The sequence below is a fragment of the Arthrobacter sp. D5-1 genome (assembly GCF_017357425.1).
Taxonomy (GTDB): domain Bacteria; phylum Actinomycetota; class Actinomycetes; order Actinomycetales; family Micrococcaceae; genus Arthrobacter.
The window spans coordinates 912577-935958 of the sequence record NZ_CP014571.1 but is presented as its reverse complement, the minus strand read 5'-3'; the positions used below and the strand labels follow the sequence as shown (position 1 = coordinate 935958).

12 protein-coding genes are annotated in these 23382 nt (G+C 64.7%); 11 read left to right on the top strand and 1 reads right to left on the bottom strand.

Annotation, left to right across the window (positions count from 1 at the left end; genetic code table 11):
* The first annotated feature begins 44 nt into the window (after positions 1 to 44).
* The 10 genes from AYX22_RS04400 (at position 45) to AYX22_RS04355 (ending at position 19658) form a co-directional block, all read left to right on the top strand.
* Positions 45 to 2906: a hypothetical protein gene (locus AYX22_RS04400; protein ID WP_207596278.1), complete on the top strand. Its 2862-nt coding sequence runs from the start codon at positions 45 to 47 to the stop codon at positions 2904 to 2906.
* Positions 2903 to 4246 carry a hypothetical protein gene (locus AYX22_RS04395; protein ID WP_207596277.1) on the top strand — a complete coding sequence of 448 codons (1344 nt, stop codon included), beginning with the start codon at positions 2903 to 2905 and terminating at the stop codon, positions 4244 to 4246. The genes AYX22_RS04400 and AYX22_RS04395 overlap by 4 nt, the downstream gene beginning before the upstream one ends.
* A 63-nt stretch (positions 4247 to 4309) precedes the next feature.
* On the top strand, positions 4310 to 8593 hold the full coding sequence (locus tag AYX22_RS04390; protein ID WP_242703610.1) for an FtsK/SpoIIIE domain-containing protein: 4284 nt from the start codon (positions 4310 to 4312) through the stop codon (positions 8591 to 8593).
* Positions 8594 to 8667: 74 nt separating this feature from the next.
* Positions 8668 to 10650, top strand: a complete 1983-nt coding sequence (locus AYX22_RS04385) for a serine/threonine-protein kinase (RefSeq protein WP_207596275.1) — start codon at positions 8668 to 8670, stop codon at positions 10648 to 10650.
* Between the two features lie 181 nt (positions 10651 to 10831).
* The gene (locus tag AYX22_RS04380) at positions 10832 to 11389 is read left to right on the top strand and encodes an SRPBCC family protein (RefSeq protein WP_207596274.1); all 558 of its coding nucleotides are present in this window, start codon (positions 10832 to 10834) and stop codon (positions 11387 to 11389) included.
* 153 nt (positions 11390 to 11542) lie between these two features.
* Positions 11543 to 12163, top strand: a complete 621-nt coding sequence (locus AYX22_RS04375; protein WP_207596273.1) for a hypothetical protein — start codon at positions 11543 to 11545, stop codon at positions 12161 to 12163.
* A 119-nt stretch (positions 12164 to 12282) separates the two neighbouring features.
* On the top strand, positions 12283 to 13026 hold the full coding sequence (locus tag AYX22_RS04370; RefSeq protein ID WP_207596272.1) for a YcnI family protein: 744 nt from the start codon (positions 12283 to 12285) through the stop codon (positions 13024 to 13026).
* Between the two features lie 104 nt (positions 13027 to 13130).
* Positions 13131 to 13772, top strand: coding sequence for a DUF4232 domain-containing protein (locus AYX22_RS04365; RefSeq protein WP_207597470.1), 642 nt, complete (start codon positions 13131 to 13133; stop codon positions 13770 to 13772).
* Between the two features lie 56 nt (positions 13773 to 13828).
* Positions 13829 to 18835: a DEAD/DEAH box helicase gene (locus AYX22_RS04360; protein WP_207596271.1), complete on the top strand. Its 5007-nt coding sequence runs from the start codon at positions 13829 to 13831 to the stop codon at positions 18833 to 18835.
* Positions 18828 to 19658 (top strand): Fpg/Nei family DNA glycosylase, encoded by an 831-nt coding sequence (locus tag AYX22_RS04355; protein WP_207596270.1) that lies wholly within the window; start codon positions 18828 to 18830, stop codon positions 19656 to 19658. The genes AYX22_RS04360 and AYX22_RS04355 overlap by 8 nt, the downstream gene beginning before the upstream one ends.
* A 211-nt stretch (positions 19659 to 19869) precedes the next feature.
* Here AYX22_RS04355 and AYX22_RS04350 read toward each other — a convergent pair whose 3' ends face one another.
* Positions 19870 to 21132 (bottom strand): glycoside hydrolase family 16 protein, encoded by a 1263-nt coding sequence (locus tag AYX22_RS04350; RefSeq protein ID WP_207596269.1) that lies wholly within the window; start codon positions 21130 to 21132, stop codon positions 19870 to 19872.
* A 340-nt stretch (positions 21133 to 21472) separates the two neighbouring features.
* On the opposite strand from AYX22_RS04350, the gene AYX22_RS04345 reads away from it, so the two are divergent.
* Positions 21473 to 23365: a glycosyltransferase gene (locus tag AYX22_RS04345; RefSeq protein ID WP_207596268.1), complete on the top strand. Its 1893-nt coding sequence runs from the start codon at positions 21473 to 21475 to the stop codon at positions 23363 to 23365.
* Positions 23366 to 23382: the final 17 nt, after the last annotated feature.

The window sequence follows — 23382 nt, the reverse complement described above, 5'->3', positions numbered from 1 at the left end:
TTATGATACTCAAGGCACCGTGAACGGAAAGAGGGGGACGATCCATGCCCAGGCAGGCTAGTTTTAACCAGTACAAACCGGGGCGGCGTATCCCCTCGGGCCGTTCTCTGGGCATCGCCCTGATAGCGCTGGGACTGATCGCGACCACTTCGTGCACCCAGACTCCCGAGCCAGAGCCGGTGTCCAACCCGGTCAAACTCCTGCAGAGCGTCCGTGTAGGCCTGTCCCCCGCCGCCGGAGTGCAGAAGATCGAAGGCACCACCATCTCCGTGTCCGCTGCGGGTGACTCTTCGGCGGAAAACACCACCTATGACACCGCCCAGGTAGTGGGCGAACTCCCGGTGCGCGTGAGCCTCCAGTACCGTGCCGGCGAGAAATCGGGTTCCGACCTCGCCGAGTTGAAAGGCCACACCGGCCCGGTAGAGATCAACCTGACGCTTGAGAACCTCACCGTCAAACCACAGACCATCCAGTACGACGCCGCCGGCCAGGCCCGCTCTGACACCGCTCTGGTAGGCGCTCCGCTGACAATCGCAGCGTCCACCAAGCTCCCGGGCATCCGGGCGGACGACGTAACACCCGGCTCAGCCGACGGCACTACCGGTACCAACGGAGTCCTGAGCAGCACCGAAGACGGCGCCACCGTTGTCCAGTGGGCCACTGTCCTGGCTCCCCCGCGTTCCGGCGCCAGCACCACGTTGCGCCTCGCCGCCGACGTGAAGGACTTCCAGGTTCCCGAATTCGACGTCGCAGTCCAGCCTGGCCTCAATACAGACCTCAGTGCCAACGGTGTGCTCGCCAGCGCCTTCTCATCCGGAACCGGTTCGGAGATGGAGCTGCAACGCCGCACCATTTCGCTCGTATCTGATGTCAACACGGTCCTGGCGAAGGCCGGATCCACCATCACCGATGTCCGCAGGAACCTGCAGGCAACCTCGCAGACTCTCGGCGCAAAGACGGCCGGTGAACTGCGGGACAACTCCCAGGCCCTTGCCGCGACGATGTCTGACCTGAAGCAGCAGCTGCAGGTTCTCGGCTCTGATTTGGAGTCTTCAACAACTGCCACCCAGTCCACCACCATGTCGCAGTTGAAACTGACGGTCTCCGCCGTGGACGCCATGCTGGGCGACACTTCCGCGACACCGCCGGTCACCCCCATCACCGGTGACGGCTGCACCGCCGAGGTGGCCAAGGCCGCGCCGGCAGCCACCGTTTACTCCAGCGTTCTCACCATGTCCTCACAGCTGGACGCCTACGCTAAGGTCAGCGCGAGTTGCCGGGACACCGTTGCCGGCGCCCTCAAAGCCACCATGGGACCGGAAAACCCCACGCCAGCGGAATGCGCTGAGCAGGGTTCCATGACCTGCTCCCTTTATGGTTCGGCTGTGACAGTTACCGGAGCGCTTCTGGGCCTGGTGCAAAAGGGCGACGAGCTCGTCTCCGGTCTCCAGCCGCAGGTCATCGAAGGCGCGATCAAAGACCAGGCAACTTCCGCCGTCGCACTTGAAAAAGTGCGCACCGACCTCGGTACAATGCTTGACGGCTCTGGAACGTCCGAGGATTACAGCAAGGCACTGGCTGCACTGGATACGGCCATCAAGTCCGCCGCCGACTCTGCAGCCGCGACGCGGAAAGCAGCCACGGCAGCCCAGACCAGCGTTGACGCCCTCCGGCAGAAACTGCTCGCCATCGCCACCAATGCCAAGGATGCCAAGGGCGAACTCGGTCAGGGAACCTGGCTGAACGGCTCCATGCTGCAGCAGAACCAGAAGGTGGCGGACGAGCTGTGCAAGCTGTCCGATGACAGCCTCATCCCCGGCAAGGGCAAGCTGTCCGCAAAGGATGTTGAGCGGCTGCGTTCCTATTTGACCTCAGTGCCGTGCGAACCGACTGATGAGGACGGCAACCCCACACCCGCGCTGAATCCGCCGCCGGGCTTCAAGGAGCCACTGGACGTGCGGCTCGAAGGTCAGTCAGCCGCTTGGGACGAGGTTCTTGCAGCCACTGACACGACTGCCGCCGACCAGGCAATTGGCCAGGCGTTCACCGCCTTGGAAGCGACGTTCGACGACGCCGACACCAAGCTCGAAGCGATCAAGACGGGCGTCAAGACGCTCGACGGCGCCGCAACAGGAAACGCCAATGGCACCAAAAAGGGACTTGAGGCGCTCGATACTGCACTGGCTGACGCGATTGACTCCTCCGGCACAGTGACGACCGCACTCGCGAAGTTGAAAGAGCAGCAGGACATGCTCGGCGACAAGATCAAAGAGTCACTCCGCGACGTTTCGGCCGAAACCGCCGCCGAGGTCTACAAAACCGTCGGCGAACAAGTACGCCAGGTTGCCGACATCGGCGATGCCAGCTCTGAATCCGTGACCACAGCCTTCAACCGGTCCATTTCCGGGCTGAAGTCCACCTCAGACGACGTTGTGAAGGACGCCGAGGGCACGGTCAACAAACAGCGCGACGAACTCCTCGGTCAAAGCGGTGACCTCACAGCCGCCCTGTCCAAGAGCACTCAGTCCTCGCTGGAGAACATTGCGTCCAGCACGTCCGGCTCCACCCGCGACGTCGAGGGTGCCAGCGCCCTTCTCGCCTCCAGCCTCAATAAAGTGATGCTGGATCTCGGTGACCGCACGGTCAACGGCTCGGGTCTGCTCGGCTCCATGGCCACCAGCGCGGCAAAAGCAGACACAGCGGACTTCCAACTGGCCCTGGCCTCCCAGAATGCTGAAGGCTACGCCAACATACGCTCCCGCGACGTTGCAGGACTTCTCCTGCGCCAGGCCCAGTTCAAGGCCTCGCTCACTGCAGTGGATGAACTGCCACCGTTCCAACTCGAGGTCCCTGCAGGTGCGACGTCACAGACGCTGTACACACTGAAGATCGGCGGCAACGCGTGAACCCCCGCAACCGTCTCTTCTTACTGATCGCTGCGGGAGCCGCCGTCGTGATTGCTGCTGCTGTGGTCCTGACCATGGCACTGAACCGCCCCACGGAAGCTCCCCGGCCCGATCCTGTGGCTGCCACAGTTCCTGTTGCCCTCAAGGCTGACGGCCTGCCGGCGGACTTTTCGATCGGCGTCGTCATGACATTCGGCCAGTCCGGTGAGCCCGGAACCGAATACAACCGCGCAGCACAGGGTGCCGTGGTGGCGGCACAGCGTTTCGCCCAAGGCGGCGCGACAGTCACCCTCCCCACCCAGAACGACCAAGGCACCGAAGACGGCGCCCGTGCCGCAGTCGGCGCGCTTGCCGAGCAGGGTGTGTCCGGCGTTCTCGTTGCCAGCACAGGTCCGCAAGCCCGTGCAGCAGCGAAGGCCGCTGAGGAGCGGGGCCTCCCGGTCATCTTGCCCTACAGCGAGGCGTCGGAACCGACCCAAACGACGTGGACCACTGGACCAACGTCAGCCTCTGTCCAAGCCGCTCTGGGGACCGCACTTGCCGGCAAGAGCCGGGTGCTGCTGGTCAGCGACGGCGGCCAGGTCCCGGCATCCGTCACTCCCGCTGACACACTGACGCTGGAGGGCTTCTCCGACGTGTCCGGCTTGGCCCAGGAAGCAGCCATCCGTACGGGCGACCAGCTTCGACCTCCGGCCAAGGACGCGCCGGCTGATGCTGAAGGCACACGGATTGCCAACCCCGCAGACGCTGTTGTGGTGTCGGCGGCAACCCCGCAGCGCCTGGCCCGGCTGGTCCAAGCCCTCCAGTCACGCGACGTGTCCGTTCCGCTGGTACTTCCCGACGGCGCCATCACCCCCGCGTTCGCGTCCTCGCTCGCGGAGCTTGACGGCACCGCTTCAGGACAACTTGTCAGCGTCGCCCCGGCGACCGGCGATGCAATCGCACTTCAGCAGGACGCCCAAGGGCGGGGCATGTCCGCGTTCCTCTCCGGCATTAGATTGGCTGGCGGGAACCCGGAGATCAAGAACCTGACAGACGATACCCCGTTCTCGGCGGATGCCTGGGCCGCGGACGCCCGAAGCCATGACGCCGTGGTGGCCCTGGTCCGCGCGGCTGCACTGGCCGGCAGCAAGGAACCGTCGAAGGTCGCAGCGTCGCTGCGCACCCTGTCCTTCGGCGCCGGGGAAGGCCTCGCCGGACCGCCGCTGGACTTCTCGCAATCCCAAGCACTGACTGCCGAAGCGATCCCCGTCTTCGCGTCACCTCAGGACCTCGGTCTTCGTCCGGCAGACGAGAACGCTCCACGGCTCGTCTGGGTACCGGCACCAGCCAGCCCTTAACAACCCTTTCTGTCCCCACGCCTGAGGGGAACAGTTCCACTACAGGAGGAGCGCCCGTTGCGTGTGCTGATCGACCTGGACGATCGTCGTTTCGAGTGCGAGGTTGCCCATGCTGCGCCCGCCACCACGCTGTCCGACTTAGTGGAAGCTGCCGGCGGACCCAGGGTTTCGCCTGATGAGCCGGTGTTTGTCAATGAGACAGAGGTCCGGGGTGCCACGCCGCTCTCCGAACTGATTCTGTTGGAGGGCAGCCGCATCTCACGCGCACCGTGGCCCGCGCCGCACCGTGTCCGTGGTTGGAGCCTGACGTTGGCCGGCGGGCAACGTACGGGTGGTGTGGTGGATGTTCCGCAGGGGCGTGACATGCTGGTCGGCAGGTCGCCCCATGCCGACCTCAGTCTCCCCACCGAAAGTGCCTCGTGGGATCACTTCCGTCTTCGCCGCGAAGAGGAGGGGCTCCGGGTGGTGGATGGCGGTTCCACCAACGGCACCTTGGTCAACGGGGAGCCTGTGGGCGAGGACGGGGTTTTGGTCACACAAACGGCCACCATCACGGCAGGTGGCACGGTCCTTCTCCTCCGCCCCACCTTGGATGAGACCCCCGCTCCCGCCCCCGGCAGCCTGCACAACCTGACCCCGGCAGCCACTGCTCCCTTTAACAGGCCACCGCGCCCCGGCCGCGCACCCGCCGGGGATCCGTTGGTCCCGCCGAGCCGCAAGGACGTTCCCCCAGCCAACAAGTTCAGTTACATCACAGTGCTGGCACCGCTGGTCATGGCCGTTGCGATGGTGATGATCCTGAGGGACATGCGCTTCGCGATGTTCGCCATGCTCAGTCCGGTGATGGCGGTGGGCATGTGGTTCGAGCAAAAGCGTCGCCATGCCCGGGGCCTCAAGGAAGAGGCAGAGCGCTTCGACGGAGCCCTCAAAGAGTTTGAGCAACAGATCCGCACAGCCGCAGAGGTGGAAACCGCCCGCCGGCACAAGATGGTCCCCGATCCCGCTACGGTGGTCCGCCGTCCGTCACTTCCGGCGACGTCACTGTGGCAGCGCCGTGCTGACTCCGACGACTTCCTGGTCCTGCACGCGGGCACAGGTGACGTACCGTGGAAGCCCGAAGTTGACCGCGCTGCGGGCTCGCGCCCGGACGAAAAAGTCAAGGAAACCCTCACCGCAGCCCGTCTCCTGGCAGCCCCTGTTCTGGTGGACCTGACCGACGCCGGCGTCGTTGGCATTGTTGGCTCACGGGAAGGAGCCCTGGCGTTGGCCCGTTCACTGGTTGCCCAGGCCGCGGTGCACGTTGGTCCTGCCGATCTGACGATCGGCGTTTTCTGCGACGCCGGCCGGGCCGATGAATGGGAATGGGCGTCCTGGCTCCCCCACACACGCCAAACCGGCAGCAGCACGGGCGATCGCTGGATGTCCGCGCATCGTGAGACCAGCCTGGCCATGCTGCGCATGCTGAAGGATTCAGTGGAGGAATTGCCCACCCCAGCGCTCATGGTGGTCTTGGATTCCGACGTACTGACAGAGGGCAGGGACGCCCCTGCCCGCGCCTTGCTCGGCATGGGGCGTTCCGTTCCCGGTGGCCACGTCAACCCGCAGCAGCGGCCTCCCCGCGTGGCTGGCATCGTCATAGCGACGTCCGAGGAACAACTGCCGGCGTCCTGCACCACCATTATCAGGGTTGGGACGGATGCTGCAGCCACCGTGGACCAGCCGGAGGACCTGACCCGCGTGGAGGACGTCATCCTGGCAGGTCTCGACCAGGAAGAAGCCCTGCGCTGCGCCACACGCTTGGCACACTTCGATGATCCCGAACTCAGCGTTCCCGGGGCCTCCTTGCCCTCTTTGGTACGGATGCCCGGGCTTCTGGGCTACGAACGCCCCGACGCGGCCACGATCCGCCGGATGTGGCAGGCCCCCACCGGCGTTTCCACGCCAATAGGTACCGGCGAAAACGGACCCCTGACCCTGGACCTCGTCAAGGACGGACCGCACGGGCTGGTGGGCGGCACCACCGGCTCCGGAAAGTCCGAATTCCTGCGCTCCCTGGTAGCTGGCCTCGCCGCCCGCAACGATCCCACCCGATTGAACTTCATTCTGGTGGACTTCAAGGGAGGGGCAGCCTTCAAGGCCTGTGAGCGCCTCCCGCACACCATCGGAACCATCTCCAACCTGGACGAACAACTGGCTGACAGGGCCCTGATCGCCCTGGAAGCAGAGATGGAGCGCCGCCAGCGGGTTTTCGCAGAGGCAGGCGAGGGAATCGACAACCTCAATGCCTACTTGGCCACGAACCCCGCCGAGCCGATGCCGCGCCTCCTGCTGGTGGTCGATGAGTTCGCCATGCTGGCCAAGGATTTCCCGGATGTCCTGACAGCCCTCGTCAGCATTGGCGCCGTGGGCCGCACCTTGGGAGTGCACATGATCCTGGCTACGCAGCGTCCGGCTGGGGTGGTGAGCGACGACATCCTCGCGAACACCAACCTTCGGGTGGCGCTGCGCGTCCAGAGCCGCGACGACTCCAACAACGTTATTGGCGTCCCAGCCGCCTCAGCGATCGGCAGGGCCCAGATGGGCCGCGCCTTTGTGAAACTCGGCCAAGACGACATCACGCCCGTCCAGACCGCGCTGGTCACCGGACAGGCACAGCTCGACGGCGGCCCCGCCGTCGATGTTCGCGACATCCGGCAGTTCGGTGTCCCCGCCCCCGCGCCCGTACTTCCACGGTCCGCTGCGATGGACGAAAACGATCTGGATCTCCTTATCGACGCCGTGGTGGAAGCCAATGCCGAAGCCGGATACGCCCCTCCGCGGCAGGTCTGGCCGGAGGCGCTGGGCGAGCGGGTGGAGCTGGAAGGATTCCTGGCGGAGGGATCTCCCGAGGAGACCTCTACAGCCGACCGTCCATCGGTCGGAAGCGTAAAGGGGTCCACCGTCCTCGTGACCCTGTTGGACGAGCCTGACTTGCAGCGCCAGTCTGCCGCCGGATGGGACATGTCCATGGGCAACCTGATGCTGATGGGTGTAGCGGGCTCCGGTACAAGCACCACCCTGGCGACCATCGCGCTGACCCTTGCGAAGAATACAGATCCCGCCGACTTGGACCTGATGATTCTGGACATGGGTTCCGGCGACCTGGAGATGCTCAAACGCCTGCCCCACACGGTGGCCTATGTGGGAACCGGTGCCGGCGCCAAGGAGCAGCAAGCGCGTTTCCTGCGGCATCTGAACACCGAATTGGAAAGTCGCAGGGCAGCACCAGGTACGCATCGCCGCACGGTGGTCCTTCTCGACGGCCTGGCGTCGCTGCGCGATGAATTCCAGGACTTTGAGGGGCAGCAACTCCTGGGCCTGCTGTACCGGGCCTATGCCGACGGGCCGGCCCTGGGGCTCTCCTTCGCCGTGACCACGACCCGTGCCAAAGCAGTTCCTTCCGTGATGAATGAAGTAACGCTGCAGAAGTGGCTCTTCCGGCTTGCCGACACCTACGACTACTCGTCGCTCGGGGTGCGGGCAAAACATGTCCCGGCCGCCCTCCCCGGACGTTGCGTGGATCCGCGGACCTCCCTGCAGATGCACGTTGCTACTCCCGGCATCGGCTTGGAAGCCGCTGTGGACCGTGTCCGCCAAGGCTGGGGAGATGCGCCTGCCAAGACCACAGCGATCAGGAGCTTGCCCACCAACGTCACTATGGCGGATCTCGGCGTGAAGCCACAACTCGAGACCGAGCCGTGGCACATCCCCGTGGGAATCCGCGAAACAGACCTCTCACCGGCTTTCCTGGAAATTTATGAGGGCGAGCACGCCCTGATTGCCGGGCCGGCCCGTTCTGGTAAATCCACCGTGCTGCTGGCTCTGGCCGAGGCTGTCCGTGGCGTATCCACCTCCCGGGGCCCGGCCCAGGTCTGGGGCATCTGCGACCGCCGCTCCCCTTTGGCCAACGCCGATCTGGACCGGATAGCCGTAGGCACCGACGAAGTACCTGCGTTGTTGGCTTCGCTGCGGATCGAGCGCGGCCCGGTGTTCCTCTTGATCGATGACGCCGAACGCTTTGAGGACACCGATCAGTCCATTGCGGGGATCGTAGCCTCCGGGCTGCCTGGGCTCTGCATTATTGCCTCAGGGCGGGCCGCTGACCTCCGTGGGCTGTACAGTCACTGGACCAAGGCCATCCGAAAATCCCGTCTGGGCGTGGTGCTCCAGCCCGACGTCAATTACGACGGCGAGCTGCTGGGTGCCACGCTTCCGCGGAAGGCACCCGTGGCGCTCACTGCCGGACGCGGATACCTCGGTGTGGGCGGGCAAATGTCGCTGATCCAGTCCCTGAGTCCCGGGAGCTAAACCAACAGCAGATACTTTGCAGGGGTCCGCGGAACGGCCCGGATATCAGATCGACAGCTTTGGAGAGTACGGACATGCAATTGGCACAAACGGGTCAGGCGTTGGGCGCGTCCTACCGCTTTGGGGAGCGCGTGGGCTCAGGGGCTGTGGGCGAAGTCTGGACGGTCACGTCCACCGACGGCCGCACCCTGGCGGCCAAAGTCCTGCGACCGGAGCATGCCGATGACCCTTCCTTGGTAGAGCGGTTCGTCCGCGAGCGCTCCGTGCTGCTCGGTCTGCAGGATTCCAGCATCGTCACAGTACGGGACATGGTGGTTGAGGGTGAACGGTTGGCCATCGTCATGGACTACATCGCGGGCGGCTCGCTGCGCGACGTCGTCAAGGACGCTGGCCCGATGCCCTCCGAAGAAGCAGTGAAAGTTGCCGCCGAAATCTTCGATGCCCTCGCGTTCGCCCACTCGCGGGGCGTGACGCACCGCGACATCAAGCCGGACAATGTGCTCCTGGCCCGCCCGTGGTCCGAGTGTGAAAGCGGCGACGTGCGTGTGTCCGACTTTGGCATTTCCGACGTCGTGGGCGAGAAAATCCGTCAGACGACAGGCCTGATTGGCACTCCGCAGTACATGCCTCCCGAACTCATCAGCCAAGGGCGGTCCGGGCCCGCCGGAGATGTCTATTCCACAGGAGTCCTGCTCTACGAACTCCTTGCCGGCCGCACACCGTTCGCGGGTCCGGGAACGGACTTCAGCGTGGCTTACCGCCATGTCTCTTCGCGACCGCCCCGTATTCCGGTGGATGATGCTTTGTGGAGCGTCCTGGATCGGCTGTTGTCCAAGGATCCCAACCAACGCCCAACAGCCGGTGAAGCTGCGTCGTCGCTCCGACGCCTGGCGCCCGGTCTTGCGGGCAAGCCCGCTCTCCTCCGGGGGACAGCGCCCGAAGAGTTCGACGACGTCGAACGTCCGGCTACCGTCGTCCGCGGCGCCTTTACCGATGACGAACTCGCAGCCTTTGCAGCGGCCCCACCCGCCGGCGTCGATGTTGAGGCTCCGGACCTTGGGCAGGCCGGCAGCGCTACCATTGCCCGCCCCATGGCGCGCCGCGAGGTCCTTCCCCAAGCGGAGGAAAAGGCAGAGGAAAAAGACTCGACCCCGTTTTGGCGGACACGCAAGGCGCTGCTTCTGGCCGCCAGCGCGGTCTTCCTGATCGTGGCCATGGTGGTGGGTTTCATTCTCCTGTCCCCCACCACCCAGCAGGCAGCACCCCCGCCTCCCGGACAGCAGCTGTCAGCGCAACTGCAGGACCCTGCCCTTCCGACAGGCCTCGCCATTTCGCGGAGCGCAGCGTACGAGCCTTCGTCCGGCCAGGTCCGTTTAACGGTGTCCTACTCGGCGCAGAAAGCGCCCTTGTCCGGTGAGTTCCTGGAGGTCATCCCCGGACTGGCCGATGGCGAAGCATGCCCGGCTGTGACTTGGGATGGTGGCACGGTGAGCCGTAACCAGGCTTCCATCACCGGCCTGGATGTTGAATGCGGCTGGAAGCTGTCCGGGGTGGAGATTCCCGCCGGAGGATCTGTACAACTGACCGCCAAGGTACCTGTGCAGCCCGCGGACCAGAAGGCAATGGATGCCTGGCTTCGCAGCTCATCGGCTGCAACCACGGCTGCCACGCAAAACCCTGCCGTCAAAGGCACCGCGTACCCGGTGCAACGCCTCAAGGGCGTAGAGGTCCGCACCCCTGCCCGCGTTGTCACGCCCAGTCCCCTGAAAATCACGCTGGTTCCGGTGTGGGCAGGCGGCGCCGATGAACTCAATCCCCTCTACGTCAGCCCGGCCTCGGGTAAGCCATCGCAGATGCTCGACGCAGTCACCGGCGGTGAAAAGGGAGTGCGGTTCGCCGACGGTTGTGGCGGGGCGTTGGCAGTGGACAGCTCAGGACTCACCGTCACTGCTCTGCAAATCACGCCGCAATGCACAGTCCGGGCCAGCGTGGGAAACTTCACCGAGCTCCAGTCCGCGCCGTTCGGCATCACATCCCGGGAGAACTCGGGCGAGTAGCTTTGTCTTCGCTTCCGCCGAGGGGCGGGATCTCACCCCTTTCGCGACCGGCGAGGGGCGGGATCTCAACCCTTTCACGCTGTCAAAGGGGCGAGAACTAACCCTTCGACGATGCCAAGAGTAGATTAATCAGGGATGCCACCAGACACCCTCGAAACCAGCACGGACCTCGGAGGCAACAATGGCCGGGACCACCAAAAGAACCAGCAAAAGCAGTGACTACGAGTTCGTTACTGTGTGGCGTGTGGCGGGATCCCGCGAGGAAGTGGTGGACATCCTCGGTGATGCCGCGGCGCTCAAGCAATGGTGGCCGTCCGTCTATCTCACGGTCACTCCCGTCGCCGACGGCGGACCTGACGGCGTTGGCGCCAGCTTCGACCTCCACACCAAGGGCTGGCTCCCGTACACCCTGCGTTGGCGGCTGACCGTCACTGAACCGGTGACCCTCGACGGCTTCGCCCTCACGGCACAAGGCGACCTTAACGGAACAGGCCGCTGGACGTTCGAAACCGACGGTCCGGAAGTGGTCATCACCTACGACTGGCGGGTCAGCGCAGCCAAGCCACTGCTCCGTTGGCTGAGCTGGCTTCTCAAACCCGCATTCTCGGCCAACCATCACTGGGCCATGGCGCGCGGCGAGGAAAGCCTCAAACTGGAACTCCGCCGTCGTCGTTCCACGTCGATAGCGAAAGTGCCTCAGCCCCCACAAGCAACCTTCGTCCGGCGGGCGAGGGGTTAGCTCTCACCTCTTTCGCCGCTGCCAAAGTGCCGGGATCCCGCCCCTCGGCGCACCTATCCACATAGCCACCCATCCGGGGCCAGGCCGGCGCCGAACTCCCGATAGAATCAAGACGCCGACAATCAAGCAACAAATGAGATCAGGGAGGACCACGTGCGCACATCGCGGACCCGGGCTCCCTTCCATGCTCTGCGGTCGGGCGCCGTCTCCCTTGTGGTGGTTCTCCTCGCAGCAGGTGCCCACATTGTGGGCGGCGGGACGCTTCCCACGGCCCCGGTCCTGTTGGCGCTCGTGGTGCTGACGGCTCTAGTGGCAACACTGGCTACCCGTTTCAAGCTGAACCTCGTCTCCATGGCGGGCCTCTTAGGCGCGGGACAATTGGTGCTTCACGAGGCCTTCACGGCCTTGGGGCCCATCACAGCCACGGGTCCGGCGGCGAACCACCACCTGGGCGGCGGTTCCTTGAGCCCCGGCCTGGACATCGCAGCAGCGCACACCCATGAGCTCGGGAAGGCTTTCGGCACCTTGATGCTGGTGGGCCACGTCATCGCTACCTTTGCTTCTGCGATCGTCCTGACCAAGGGCGAAGATGCGCTCTGGCAGTTGGCGGCCTGGCTACGGCCGCTGCTCGCCCTTCCGACCTTGGTGTTCAGGCCCGACGCCGGCGCCTCCCCTGTCACGGTTGGCGCACCCGACGTCTTCATCCCCCGCCCCTGGCGGAACCTCAGGCAAGACAGCCGACGCGGCCCGCCCGCCGTCGTCGTACTTCCCTAGTTCCGCCCGGCACCAACGCGACGCGACAATGCGCCGCACACGCAAAGCCTTTGCATGGTGACGGGCCCCAAACCCGTACCCCTGCGCCGGTTCAGCCAGCGCATCTGAAAGGCATTCCCATGAACAAGTCCGCCCTCCGCCGCACCCTTTCCGCTACCGCCGTCGCCGGTGGAACAGCCGCCCTGATGATGGCCGGTATCGCCGGTGCCTCTGCGCACGTTTCCGTCGACCCCAACAAAACTGCAGCGAACTCCTACGCGCTGCTGACGTTCGGTGTCCCCCACGGGTGTGGCACGTCCGGCACCACCAAAGTGGCCATCAACCTTCCCGAAGAACTGACCGACGCGACGCCCACCGTCAACGCGAACTGGACAGTTGAAAAGGTTACGGAAAACCTCACTGAGCCCAGGAAGCTGGCAGACGGAACGTCCATCACCAAGCGCACCAGCCAGATTGTCTACACAGCCAAGGCACCGCTGGATCCGCACATGCGCGATGCCCTGGTTCTGTCGGTCAAGCTGCCCGACGCTGCCGGCAAGACGATCTATTTCCCCACCTACCAGACCTGCGAGACGGGCAACACGGACTGGATTGAGATCCCCAAGGATGGCCAGAGCGAAGACGACCTGAAGTCGCCCGCACCGGCCATCTCCATCACCCCTGCTGCCGCGGAAGGTGACCACCACGCGGCAACCGCCGTCTCCACCGAGCAGGCTTCCGCAGTGACCTCGGACGACGGTTCGCAGGCACGCAGTTGGGCCGGCCTGGTCGCCGGCATCGCTGGTTTGGGCCTGGGCGGTGCTGCCTTCTTCCGCAGCCGCGCTGCCAAGCCTGCGGTGGCCAAGGCTGATTCCTCCAAGTAGTTGACCCCGGGTTGGCGCCCGGAAGATCACGATCCGGGCGCCAATCCGCACACTGTGCCGTGGCTCAATTGACTCGCGTCACGGCCGGGGCAAGGCTGGTGCCCATGTGGACTCAGCGCATCAAAACCGGACTTGTCACGACGACGGCAGCCGCTTCATTGCTGCTCCTGGCGGCTTGCGGGCCAAGCCCCAGCCCGGCGGGAACCAGCAGTGCCCCGCCCACTTCTTCAACTCCGTCGGCCTCGTCGACACCCAGCTCACCATCGGCGACGGCCACGACGACGCCCTCCCCATCGCCGACCGCCACGTCCGCCGCGCCAGCAGACGCCACCCTGTGCAAAGCGGCGTCGCTGACGGCGGCTACCGATTCAACCGGCGGCGGAGCAGCAGGCAGCATCTACGAAAAGCTGATCCTGACGAACTCCGGCACAACCCCCTGTGTCCTCGAAGGCTTCGCCGGCGTCTCACTGACAGCCGATGCCAGCGGCGAACCGATCGGCGAACCGGCAACCCGCGAGACCACCACTCCGGTCACCAAGATCGAACTGGCCCCGGGCAAGTCTGCGTGGGCTGAAATCCGCTACACGCAGGCCGGCAACTACGGCGACTGCACCAAGGTCCCTGCCGCCGGCTTCCGGATCTACCCGCCAAACGACACAGCATCGCTGTTCGTCGCAGAGCCCCACGACGCCTGCAGCAATGCCGGCATCAAACTCCTGACCATTACCGCGTTCCAAGCAGTCTGACGTTGACTCCACGGCTCCCGGCTTATTCTGTCGGGGCCGTGGGGCATGATGGAGGGATGCAGGAGCCGCAGGCGTCGGATGGCGCCATCAGCCGTTTCAGCCAGGCAACCAGGGAATGGTTCCTCGGCGCCTTTTCCGAGCCCACCCCCGCGCAAGACGGGGCGTGGAACGCGATCTCGTCAGGTTCGCATGCCCTGGTAGTCGCTCCTACCGGTTCCGGTAAGACCCTCGCAGCGTTCCTTTGGGCGCTGGATCGGCTGCACTCCACCCCGTCGGACACCCTCCCAGGGCTGGAGACTGTCCCCGCCAACGGCAAGGGCCGCGCCAAACGTCCCAAGACCAAAACCCGCGTCCTGTATATCTCCCCGCTCAAGGCACTCGGGGTGGACGTAGAGCGGAACCTCCGTGCGCCACTGATAGGCATCACCCAGACGGCCAAGCGATTAGGGCTGCCTGCACCGCTTGTGACAGTCGGCGTCCGTTCAGGAGATACGACGGCGGCAGATCGCCGAACGCTGCTGACCAACCCGCCGGACATCCTGATCACCACGCCCGAATCCCTGTTCCTCATGCTGACCTCCCGTGCCCGGGAGACTCTCAGTGAAGTGGACACCATCATCATCGACGAAGTGCACGCCGTTGCGGGTACCAAACGCGGGGCCCACCTGGCCGTTTCCTTGGAGCGCCTGGATGCCTTGCTTCCCAAGCCGGCGCAGAGGATCGGGCTCTCGGCCACCGTGCAGCCGCGTGAATTGGTGGCGCAGTTCCTGGCGGGCCAGGCTCCAGTGGAAATCGTAGCTCCACCATCCAAGAAAAACTGGAACCTCACAGTCACCGTGCCTGTGGAGGACATGTCGGACCTCCAAGGTGCCGCGGGAGCATTCGATTCCGGGCCGGCCTCCGGGTTGCAGCCCCAGGCGTCCATCTGGCCCCATGTGGAGGAACAGATTGTTGATCTTGTCCTGTCCAAGCAATCCACTATTGTCTTCGCAAATTCGCGGCGCCTTTCCGAGCGTCTGACGGCCCGGCTCAACGAAATCTACGCTGAACGGCAATTGATGGCTGTAGGCGGCAGCGAGTGGGCCGCCCCGGCATCGGACGCCGGAGTACCGGCATCCACAGCCACCCCGGCCCACATGATGGCGCAGGCCGGCAGCACCACCGGCGCCGATCCTGTCCTGGCCCGGGCCCACCACGGCTCGGTCTCCAAGGACCAGCGGGCCATGATCGAGGACGACCTCAAATCCGGCAGGCTCCGCTGCGTGGTGGCAACCTCGTCACTGGAACTGGGCATCGATATGGGTGCGGTGGACTTGGTCATCCAGGTGGAGTCTCCTCCGTCAGTGGCCAGTGGCCTCCAGCGTGTGGGGCGTGCCGGCCACCAGGTGGGCGAGATTTCCGAGGGCGTGCTGTTCCCGAAGCACCGGGCGGATCTCCTGCACACGAGTGTCACCGTGGAACGCATGCTGAGCGGGCAAATTGAACGGTTGAGCATCCCCACGAATCCCTTGGACATCCTGGCCCAGCAGACGGTGGCGGCGACTGCCTTGGGGAGCATCGACGTCGAAGACTGGTTCAGCACTGTGCGCCGGTCAGCACCGTTCGCCAGCCTCCCGCGGTCCGCGTTCGAGGCCACACTGGACCTGTTGGCGGGACGCTATCCATCGGACGAATTCGCCGAGCTCCGGCCGCGCATCATCTGGGACCGGCATGCGGGAACCATCGAGGGCAGGCCGGGGGCCCAGCGTCTTGCAGTGACCTCCGGTGGCACCATCCCGGACCGTGGACTGTTCGGCGTGTACATCATCGGCACAGAAGTTGAGGGCTCAGCCTCGCCGGGCAGCGCGGACGGGAGCGAACCAACTGCCTCGGCCCGCGCGGCCAAGGGCGGCCGCCGCGTTGGTGAACTCGATGAAGAAATGGTGTACGAGTCACGGGTGGGCGACGTCTTTGCACTGGGCGCTACCAGTTGGAAAATCGAGGACATCACCCACGACCGCGTCCTGGTCTCCCCGGCCTTCGGCCAACCCGGCAAGCTCCCCTTCTGGAAGGGCGATTCCCTCGGCCGCCCCGTTGACCTCGGCCGGGCGCTCGGCGCCTTCATCCGCGAACTCTCCGCCGCTGACGAGGCTCCCGCCATGGAACGCTGCCAAGCCAGCGGCCTGGACGCCTTCGCGGCAAGCAACCTGCTTCAGTACCTCAGGGAACAGAAGGAAGCCACGGAGATCGTCCCCAGTGACCGAACCTTGGTGGTCGAACGCTTCCATGACGAGCTGGGCGACTGGCGGGTAGTCCTCCACAGCCCCTTTGGCATGCCCGTCCACGCCCCCTGGGCACTCGCCGTGGGGCAACGTCTGCAGCAGCGTTACGGACTGGACGGTTCCGCGATGGCGGCCGACGACGGCATCGTCCTGCGCGTGCCCATGATGGAAGATGAGCCGCCCGGCGCTGAGCTGTTCCTGTTTGACCCGGAGGAACTGGAACAAATCGTCACCGCCGAAGTAGGGGGAAGCGCGCTGTTCGCCTCCCGGTTCCGCGAGTGCGCGGCCCGGGCGCTGCTACTGCCGCGCCAAAACCCCGCCAAGCGCCAGCCGCTGTGGCAGCAACGGCAACGCTCGGCCCAGTTGCTGGACGTCGCCAGGAAGTATCCTTCGTTCCCCATCGTGCTCGAAACGGTGCGCGAATGCTTGCAAGATGTTTACGATCTGCCCGCACTCAAAGACATTGCGGCCTCTGTGGAGCGTCGTGAACTCAGGATCGTGGAGACCACCACGCAGCAGCCGTCCCCCTTCGCCAAGTCGCTGCTCTTCGGCTATGTGGCCCAGTTCCTGTACGAGGGCGACTCCCCCTTGGCGGAACGCCGGGCCGCTGCCCTGGCGTTGGACTCCACTCTCCTCAACGAACTCCTGGGGCGTGTGGAACTGCGCGAGCTCCTGGATGCGGCAGTTATCGACTCCACGGAAAGGGAACTGCAGCGGCTGGCCCCTGACAGGCGCGTGCGTGGGATGGAGGGCGTGGCTGACCTGCTGCGGTTGTTGGGTCCGCTCAGCGTTGAAGAAGTGGCGGAACGGCTTCAAGGCGTGGAGCCAGCTGGAACAGTGCAGCAGGATGGAACGCTGGAGCAGCTTATCAGCGCAGATCATCCGGACGGCGCAGATCATCCGGACGGCGCCGAACACCTGGAGGAAGCTCCGCCGGCCGCGCCACCGGGCACCGTCACCGACGCCGGATCCCACCTCGCTGCCCTGCAGAAAGCCAACCGTGCGCTTAAGGTGACCATCGGCGGCGTCGAACGCTTCGCTGCGGTGGAGGATTCCGCAAGACTCCGCGACGCAATCGGCGTTCCCTTGCCGATGGGTGTTCCTTTGGCGTTCATTGAGCCGGTCAATGATCCTTTGGGTGACCTCGTCTCCCGTTATGCACGCACACACGGACCGTTCACGGCGTCGGAAGCAGCCTCAAGGTTGGGACTCGGTGTAGCGGTGGTCAATACGGCCCTGAAACGCCTGGCCGGGGACGGCCGGGTGGTGGAGGGAGAGTTCCGTCCACACGCTGTGGCCGAACCCCAGCCCATGGCGGAAGGAGCAGATCGCGAGCTCATGACCCTGGACGCCCCGCCGTCCAGCGAGTGGTGCGATGCCGAAGTTCTGCGCAAGCTGCGCCGCCGTTCCCTTGCTGCCCTCCGCGCCGAAGTGGAGCCCGTGGACACCGCCGCTTACGGGCGGTTCCTGCCGGCCTGGCAAAACGTCACCGCCCCGGGGAAGTCGCGGAGCCAGGCGTTGCGCGGACTGGACGGCATCATCACTGCCGTAGACCAGCTGTCAGGCGTACCTATCCCCGCCTCAGCCTGGGAGCCTTTGGTACTGGCGAGCCGGGTGGCAGACTACAAACCCGCCATGCTGGACGAACTGATGGCCGCGGGCGAACTCCTCTGGTCCGGGGCGGGCTCGCTGCCCGGAAATGACGGCTGGATCAGCCTCCACGTGGCCGATTCCGCCGAGCTGACCCTCAACCCCTCCCCCGAGTTCGAACCCGGAGACGCACAACAGCGGCTCCTGGAGCACTTCAGCGCAGGCGGTGGCTACTTCTTCCGGCAACTCACTGACGTGGCAGGCGGCATGGATTCGGTGTTGAGCGACGACGCCGTGGTCTCTGCGCTGTGGGACCTGGTCTGGGCCGGCCGGGTGACAGGAGATACTTTTGCCCCGGTGCGCGCCATGATCGCCGGCGGCAAAACCGCACACCGGCAGGTGGCCAAGGCCCCGAGGGCGCGGGCTCCCCGCCTCAGCAGGCTGGGGCGCTCGCACGGGACCGGTCTGCTGGGCTCGCCCGGGCTTACCGGCGGTCGTTACGGCTCGGTATCAGGCGGAATTGCTGCTGCACCGCCGTCTGCTGTGGGCCGCTGGTCGGCCCTGCCTGCCCCGGAATTGGATCCCACCATCCATGCCCGCGGCACGGCCGAACTGCTGTTGGACAGGTACGGCGTGGTGACCCGCGGTTCAGTCATGGCGGAGAACATCATTGGCGGCTTCGGGCTCATGTACAAAGTGCTTGCCCGGTTGGAGGAGGCAGGCCGGTGCCGCCGCGGGTACTTTATCGAGCATTTGGGTGCTGCCCAGTTCGCAGTCCCGGCAACGGTGGACCGGCTGAGGTCCTTCACAGAGGATGCCCGCATTTCCAAGGCAGAACCGTCGGCTTTGGCCTTGGCCGCGACGGATCCGGCCAACCCGTACGGCGCCGCCCTTCCGTGGCCTGCCTTGTCAGTCGACGCCGGGTCCGGGCACCGTCCGGGACGGAAGGCCGGAGCGCTCGTGGTGATGGTCGACGGCGCGTTGGTCCTTTACGTGGAACGCGGCGGCAAGACACTGCTCACCTTCAATCAAGACGAGGCCGTGCTGACACTTGCGGCCCAGGCGTTGGTGGATGTGGTGCGCCGCGGTGCCGTGGACAAGCTTTTCATGGAGAAGGTCAACGGCCACGACCTTCTCCAAACCCCCATTGCCGTAGCCCTGGCAGCAGCCGGTGCCTACTCCACTCCGAAGGGACTCCGGATCCGTGCCTGAGGGTGATTCCATTTGGCGCGCTGCGTCGCGGCTGAACGAGGCCTTGGCCGGACAAACCATCACGGCCTCCGACTTCCGTGTGCCACGCTTCGCCACCCTGAACCTCGCAGGCTGGACCATGACCGAGGTGGTCCCCCGGGGAAAACACCTCTTGATGCGCCTCACCGGCCCCGTGGACGAGGCACCCGGCGCCAGCAAAAGGCCGCGTGCCCTGACCATCCACTCCCACCTGAAAATGGAGGGGAACTGGATGATCTATCCGCCGGGTGGTCGATGGACCAAGCCCGGCCATACGGCACGGTGTGTGCTCCGCACAGCCACGGCTGACGCAGTGGGGTTCTCGCTGGGCATCCTGGAAGTGGTGCCCACCGCCGAGGAAGACAAGATAGTTGGACATCTGGGACCGGACCTGCTCGGCCCTGATTGGAACGAGGACGAGGCTCTGCGGAGGCTGCGGGCCGAGCCGGACGTCACCGTGGGTTTCGCGCTGTTGGACCAGCGGAAACTGGCAGGCATCGGCAACATCTACCGCTGCGAAGCCTGCTACCTCTCCGGCATCCACCCCGCCCTCCCGGTGGGAGAGGTCCCGGACCTCGCCAAGACGGTGAACGACGCCAAGCGTCTCCTGGGCGAAAACCTTGGCCCAGGCCGCCGGACCACTCTGGGCCCACGCGCCTTGAGGCCCGGGTATTGGGTCTACGGCAGGGAACGACAACCGTGCAGGCGCTGTGGCGCCACGGTTCGGCGTGGCCTGTTGGCCGGCCCGGATGGAACCGAGGAACGGGACATCTACTTCTGCCCGAGGTGCCAGCCGGCTCCGTAACGCGGAATCGGCAATCACTCCACCGAAGAACCAGCCCAGCCGTAGCCCGCCCAGCCGGGCCCGAACAACCTGCCCGGCCGGGCGACCCACCATCCGCCTCGACGACGACGCACACCCACGGCTCCGGCCGACTACTCCAGGAGGCTCCCCAGCCGCCCCAGCAATAGTCGAACGGACCCCGTAAAGTCGCGCGCCGCCGTCGGACGCTTTCCTACGCCATCCGCCACCACTTCTGGTTGGCGGACCCGGCGCAATCCCATAATTGCAGCCGTGCACCGTTGGATGGATTCCAATCGGCGACGTCAACACACTTATTGGCCTGTGGATTAACCAGGTCTCCGGCGTTGTTCAGGACGAACTTCTGCGCCGCGTTGCCGTTGCACCCGGTGAGTTGAATGCGTGCGCCGTTGGATGTGGATCCCCAGGCGACATCCATGCATTTGCCCAGTGAGCGGATGGTGCCGTCGGCGGCGAAAGTCCACTGCTCCGAGGCTGCTGTGTCGCAGTCCCATAGCTGAAGTTGAGCACCGTCCACGGCTTGCCTCCCGGCGACGTCGATGCACTTGCCCGCGTAGCCCTGGATCCGGGTTCCGGCCGCGCTTGCAGGTGGTGACGGAGGGGCAGCGAGTTCATAGACCCGGACGTAATCGACCAGGAGGGACTGCGGAAACGCTGTGCCTGCGTCCGGAGCTCCGGGCCAGTAGCCGCCGACGGCCAGGTTCAGCAGGAGGAAGAAGTTGTGATCGAAGACCCAAGGGCCCGGAGTCGTGGCTTTGGTTTTCCGTGAGTAAGGAGTGCCGTCGATGTACCACGTGATGGATTCGGGCCCCCAGTCCACAGTGAATGTATGGAACGCGTCGCCCAGTGCTTTGCCGTTGGTTACGGTGTAGCTGTCGTTGGACGAGTTCGCGCCCGAGTAGCCAGGGCCGTGGATGCTTCCCCACACGGTTCCGGGTTCCTTGCCGACGTTTTCCATGACGTCCAGTTCCCCGCTGGCTGGCCAACCGTCGGTGAAGACGTTGTTGCCCAGCATCCAGAATGCGGGCCACATACCTTGCCCTTGAGGTAATTTGAGCCTGGCTTCGAACCGACCTTGCGTCCGGCTGAATTTTCCGGCGGTGAGGAGGCGTGCGGACGTGTATTGGCATGAGCCGTAATGGCACTGGTAGCCGGCAGGATTCTCCTTGCGTGCCGTGATGGCCATGTTTCCCCTGCCGTCTGCTGCGGCATTCCTGGGGCTGGATGTGTAGTACTGAAGTTCGCCGTTGCCCCAGCCGGATCCTCCAGTGTCGTAGGACCATTTTCCGGGGTCCGGCGCGGTTCCGGCAGAACCGTTGAACTCGTCACTCCACACCAGCGCACCCGGGGCCGGCATGCCCGCGGCGGCCATTGCGGACGGCTCCGGAGCTATGACAGCAGCTGCGAGGGTCAGGCCGGCGACGAGCATCGTCAGGGGCATGAGTCTTCGCTTCATGGTTGCCACTCTGACGGTGCGGCAACCCGCGCGCAAGCCTTTTCAGGACGACACACAAAACGTCACGGCCTGGAAATAATCACCGCGACTTTACTTTTCTTTTTCGTAACAGCGATGAAATAGAAGCGGGGGAAAGTGGAATGAGGAACCATTTGGGTGACGAAAATGATGTCACTCCAGATGGCATAGGGAAATTCCGTTCGCAGCCGAATTCCTTCCTCTGAGCATCGACGATGCATGCTCCAGGCGCGTCAGCCGTGTCCTCCCAACCTCCACTTCGAGGGTGTTCGGGCATGCTGCGCGCCTTGGCCTTTTCCCCAGCAGTTACCGGAGGCTAAAAATGGGCATTTACAGACAAATACTTGTAAGGATTCTTGCAGTTCTTGTGGTTTCCTTTGGATTGATCTACATCAGTTGGCGATGGTCCGGCACGGTCGCGTGGGACGCATGGTGGATTTCGCTGCCACTAGTGGTGGCCGAGACTTACAGTCTGGGCGAATCCGCCCTGTACGCGGTCACCATGTGGAACGCCCGACGACGGCCGCCTCCCCCGCCGGCCCTTCCGGGCAGGACGGTAGACGTGTTCATCGCCACCTACAACGAACCACTCGACCTGGTCCTCAAAACGGCCATCGCCGCCAGGGACATGGAGTACCCGCACCAAACATGGATCCTGGACGATGGCAACCGCACCGAATTCGCGAAGGCAGCCGGGCAGATAGGCGTCGGGTACATCACCCGCGGACCCGAATGGGATGGCAGGCAGCGCTTCGCAAAAGCGGGCAACGTCAACAACGCCCTGTCCTTGACCACGGGCGAGTTCGTGGCCATCCTGGACGCCGATCAGGTCCCGGAACCCCGTTTCCTGGACCGCGTCCTGGGCTACTTCGATGCTGAAGAGGTGGCCTTCGTCCAGACCCCGCAGCACTTTTGGAACGTCACAGACCGGGATCCCCTGGGCAGCCAGGCGGAACTGTTCTACGGACCCATCCAGCAAGGCAAGGATGGCTGGGACGCGGCGTTCTTCTGCGGCTCGAATGCTGTCCTGCGCCGGGAAGCCCTCATGGCCCTGGGCCTGACCCGATACACACGCACAGCAACGGAACAGACGTGGAGTTCCCTGCGTAAGGGACGCTCAAGGCTGCAGGATCTCCTGGGTGAACTCGGCAGGCGCCATCCCGCGGCAATGCCGGTGGTCGAACAGGCCCTGGAAGCGATGGCGCGTGCGGAGCGCCAGCTCCGCAGGGGCGATGTCTTGGCGGAGATCACCTTCGAGCTTCGCGTAGCTTTCCATACGGCCGCATTGTCAGTACCTGATGCCATGGATGATGTGGTTCCCGAACTCGACGCCATCCTGGAGTCGGTGGATGTGGCACACACAGACCAAGCACTGGCCATCCACCCCATGGACACCACCACCATTACCGAGGATATGGCCACCGCCATGCACCTTCACGCGATGGGGTGGGGCAGCGTTTACCACCACGAGGTCCTGGTCCACGGCCTGGCGCCTGAGGATGTGTCCACCATGCTCTCCCAGCGTCATCGCTGGGCAGCCGGAACCATGCAGGTGTTCTTCAACGACAACCCGCTGTTGCTTCGTGGCCTCACGGTGGCCCAGCGCCTGATGTATCTGGGCACCATGACAAGCTACCTCAACGGGTTTGCCGCCCTGAGCTATATCGCAGCACCGGTGGTTTTCCTGTGGGCCGGCACCTATCCGTTGACGGCCAGCCCTGTGGTGTTCTTCTGCCTGTTCCTTCCCTTCTTCATTTCGTGCCAGGTGCTGTTCCAGGTAGCGGGCAATGGCGCGAAGGGTCTGTGGCGTGGCCAGCAATGGTCTTTCGCGCTCTTTCCCACCTGGATCGCTGCCACTTGCTCAGGAGCAGCTGCCGTTTTTCTCGGCAGGCACCTCACCTTCTCCGTCACAGCCAAGAGCAAACAGGCCACGGGACGCGGTTTCCAGCACGTCAGGCTGCAGGTAGCGGCCATGGCGTTGCTGGCTATTTCCGCGGTCATTGGCCTCGCCCGCGTAACTACCGGGGAAGCGCCGCTGTATCCCACACTCATCACGTTGGCCTGGGTTGCTTTGGACCTGGCACTTTTGAGCGTGGTGATCGGGGCCGCACGGTACCGCGGTCCCGGCGAGGATCTGGCGGGCCCGGTTCCCACCCCGCATGAGCTCAACCGCGTCCTCGAATCCACTCAAGGTTCACGCCCAACACATCCCTGACAACAAACCTGAATAAA